Source organism: Candidatus Nitrosarchaeum limnium BG20 (assembly GCF_000241145.1).
In the GTDB taxonomy this organism is placed as follows: domain Archaea; phylum Thermoproteota; class Nitrososphaeria; order Nitrososphaerales; family Nitrosopumilaceae; genus Nitrosarchaeum; species Nitrosarchaeum limnae.
The window spans coordinates 1-3,606 of the sequence record NZ_AHJG01000307.1 but is presented as its reverse complement, the minus strand read 5'-3'; the positions used below and the strand labels follow the sequence as shown (position 1 = coordinate 3,606).

Sequence of the window (3,606 nt, the reverse complement as noted above, 5' to 3'; positions counted from 1 at the left end):
CTCTCTTTTAGCACGAAGTAAGGTAGGACCGAATGGTAAAATATTTTCATTTGAACCATCAAAAGAAAACATCTCATTATTCAAAAAAAGTATTGTAGAAAATAGTTTTACCAATATCATAGTAGTAGACGCAGCAGTATCAGATCATGACGGTCATAGTGAATTATTTTTGTCACCTTTTTACAAATCAGAACACAGTTTGTTTGAATATAATTATAGTTCTGGAGAACATAAAGGAAGTAAACAGAAAATAAAAATTATCAGTATTGATTCATTTTTAGAAAAGACCGGAAATCTGAAAGCAGATATTATTAAAATGGATGTAGAAGGTTCTGAGAAAAAATCTCTAGATGGGATGAAAAAAACTATCGAGTTTAACAAAAAACTTACTTTGATCACAGAATTTTGGCCACAAGGTGTTGTAAACGCCGGGATCGAACCAAAAGAATTTCTTGAAATATTGACATCATCAGGATTCAGTCTTTACCATATCGATGAATTCTTGCAAAAAACATATCATGTTACTGTTAATGAAATGTTAAAAATTACAAAAGAACGGATTAAAAAACCAGTAGAACGAACAAAGGAGAACCAAGCTGGAAGATGGTATACGAATTTGTTATGCATTAAATAACTTGATATTTACTCAGATTAAGTTTTATGTCTACTAAATACTTCTTCTAGTTTTTCATCCAATTCTTTGAGTTTCTTTTTCTTTTCAGCGGACAGCGACATTAATATGAAATTGAGCGTAAATCAGTATTAAAATCACTATTGCCAAAAATGGAAATAACTTCATACCTTATGAAATTATCTCAAATACAGAGCAATCATCAGTAACAAAGATTCGTAATTACTTAATAGATTCGTGTGATCTGATGCATAATGAAGTACGTAAAACTGTTTTCAGCACTGACAATTATCATGGCAGTGGCAATGGCACCAGCAAGCACAGTATTTGCACAATCAGATGTAAATGCTGATGTAAATGCTGATGTCAATGCAGATGTTAGTGTAAATGCTAATACGGCTGAAACAAAAGACAAACAAATCTACAAAGAACAAAAACAAGTTCGAGATCAAATCAAAGAGCAGCGACAAAACATAAAGACTCAACTCGATGATTTAAGAGATCTACGAAATGATAGACTAGCAGAAAAAACGGACGTAAATGTAGTTCCATCTTTAGAATTCTCAGGAAAAGTTACTGGGTGGGCAGTCATCGGCGGAAAAGCAGTTCCTGCAACATTTGATCTTTCTGGCGAAGCTGGAAAAATAGGTCAAAGAGGTTGGAAAATATCTGGAACAGCAGATGCTGAAATTGGAGATAGAAATGTAACATTTGATCTTCAAGGATTTGCTAGAGGCAATCACGTAGTTCTAAAAGGAACAACAAGTGAATTTGATTCTGTAGTGGTTCATCTCAATGGTTACTTTGCACCAATAGCTGATGAGTCTGGTTCATTTGCACTTGCATTTCACAGATCTGCAATTATCAATGAGCAGGCAAACATTAGAATTCCATTGGTACTAGTTGGTCAGGTTGATACAACACTAATTGGAGATGTAGTTGAGTCAACAGAGATTGATCCTGTAGATGTATCAGTAGAGTTATCAGCACTTTTCAATTAAGTGCAACCACTCTTTCTTTTTTATAATTCAATTAGCATATAAAATCATTATATTTGAGCTAAAAATACAATGGATGTGGAATTCATAGTTGATCAACAAGTTCAAGATATAGAACTGCCGGAGAATTTAAAATTAAACACCTTTTTGCAAGAATTTCACTCCGAATGTCACCATCTAGAATGCAGTTTTGGATTTTATGGATTTGCGTTTGGACAATCACCATTTCCAGTGCCTAAATTAATTCAAAATGAACTAGTAAAAAATGCCAGTAAAGGAGCGTATGCAGCAGTTCCTGGAATACCAGAGTTAAGAAGAGCCATATCAAAATACAACAAATATTATTTTGACATTGATGTAGATCCTCAGAGAATCTATGTAGGACCTGGCACAAAAGAGTTGATTTTTAATTTATTGGAGATTTTACATGGAACTGTAATTTTACCCACTCCAGCATGGCTTGGATATCTTCCACAAATTAGACTCTTGAAAAAAAATTACCATATGCTACCAACGGGGGCTAACAGAAAAATATCACCAAATAGCCTTAGAAAACTAGGATTAAGATTACAAGATAGACAGAAAATTCTGATACTAAATAATCCTCATAATCCAACAGGATTACTTTACGATAGATTGGAGTTAGAAGAGATTGCAGATGTATGTAAAGAGCAAAATATCTTAATCATATCAGATGAGATTTATGCCCAAACAACATATGATTTTTCAAAATTTGTCAGTATGGGAAAAATTTACCCAGAAGGAACATTTGTAACAAATGGGTTATCAAAATCTCATGCAGCCGGTGGATACAGATTAGGATATGTAATATTCCCACAAAATGCATCAGATCTTCAATTACAATTCAAAAAGATCCTTGCAACAGAGTACACTGCAGTATCAACACCAATTCAGCATGCAGCAGTTGCAGGATTTGAGATAAGTGATGAAATGAACGAGTACTTTACAATAACTAGAAGCATTCATGAGATTATGGGAGAGTACACTTACAATAAACTCGCAGAAATAGAAGGAGTTAAAATTACAAAACCAGAGGCAACATTTTATCTGTTAGTAAATTTTAATCATTATTCTTTAGAGTTACAAACAGCAAAAATTACAACTTCACAAAAGCTATCAGAGGCATTAATTGTTCATCCTTATCATACTGCAATTGTTGGAGGGGATAGTCTAGTCTTGGAAAGAACTGATTACAGTGCTAGAATTGCATATGTGGATTATGATGGGGCTAAAGTTTATGAAAATTACAAAAATCACAAACCGAAAACAGCCTCAGAAAGAGAAGAATTTGCAGCAACCAATGCTCCAAAAATTGTTGCAGGAATTAAAATGATCAAGAGATTCTTTGAAGATATAAAAAAAGAGAATCTAAAAAATTTAAAAGCAAAAAATGATAGTTTAAAAATTACCAGTTAGAACCGAAAAAATTCACTAGAGATACAAAACACATTACATAAAGAACTCCTTTTATACAAATAAGATATCAACCCAATATGGAAGAAAGCAATCAGACAAATACCATCTCAGAAGTTTACGAGAGAAATATTAAACAAATTATAAAAAATGGGGAATCATTTTTGCCCCTATATATCAAAGGATTTTCAGACATTCATAGAGAATACTATAACTATGTTCATCATATGTTCAACATGATAAAAATAAATGAAGTAAAATTATTTGGAAAAATAGATCAAGGTGTTTTGAAAATGCATGAAATGTATATTGATACAATATTTCGACCACATATGTCACACACAGATAACTCAAGAGAAATTATGAAAAATTATTTAGAAGTACATCATGCCATAATGATGTCATTGAATAATCCATTTGGAGTAATTTCAGAGAATTATCAAAAACAAACTTAATTCCATAATAAACTCTAATTAAAAAAATAATTATCAAATAACCAACATTAATGTACCGTGATTTATCAATAAAATCATGGCAAATTAC

Annotated in this window: 4 protein-coding genes; all 4 read left to right on the top strand. The window is 32.1% G+C overall.

Annotated elements, in window-relative coordinates:
- Positions 1 to 634 (top strand): FkbM family methyltransferase (locus BG20_RS10905; protein ID WP_010195297.1); only part of this gene is annotated, 634 nt, incomplete at its 5' end.
- A gap of 251 nt (positions 635 to 885) precedes the next feature.
- Positions 886 to 1,632 (top strand): hypothetical protein, encoded by a 747-nt coding sequence (locus BG20_RS10900; protein WP_010195296.1) that lies wholly within the window; start codon positions 886 to 888, stop codon positions 1,630 to 1,632.
- Between the two features lie 75 nt (positions 1,633 to 1,707).
- Positions 1,708 to 3,066 (top strand): pyridoxal phosphate-dependent aminotransferase, encoded by a 1,359-nt coding sequence (locus tag BG20_RS10895; RefSeq protein ID WP_048097253.1) that lies wholly within the window; start codon positions 1,708 to 1,710, stop codon positions 3,064 to 3,066.
- Positions 3,067 to 3,143: 77 nt separating this feature from the next.
- On the top strand, positions 3,144 to 3,518 hold the full coding sequence (locus BG20_RS10890; protein ID WP_010195289.1) for a hypothetical protein: 375 nt from the start codon (positions 3,144 to 3,146) through the stop codon (positions 3,516 to 3,518).
- Positions 3,519 to 3,606: the final 88 nt, after the last annotated feature.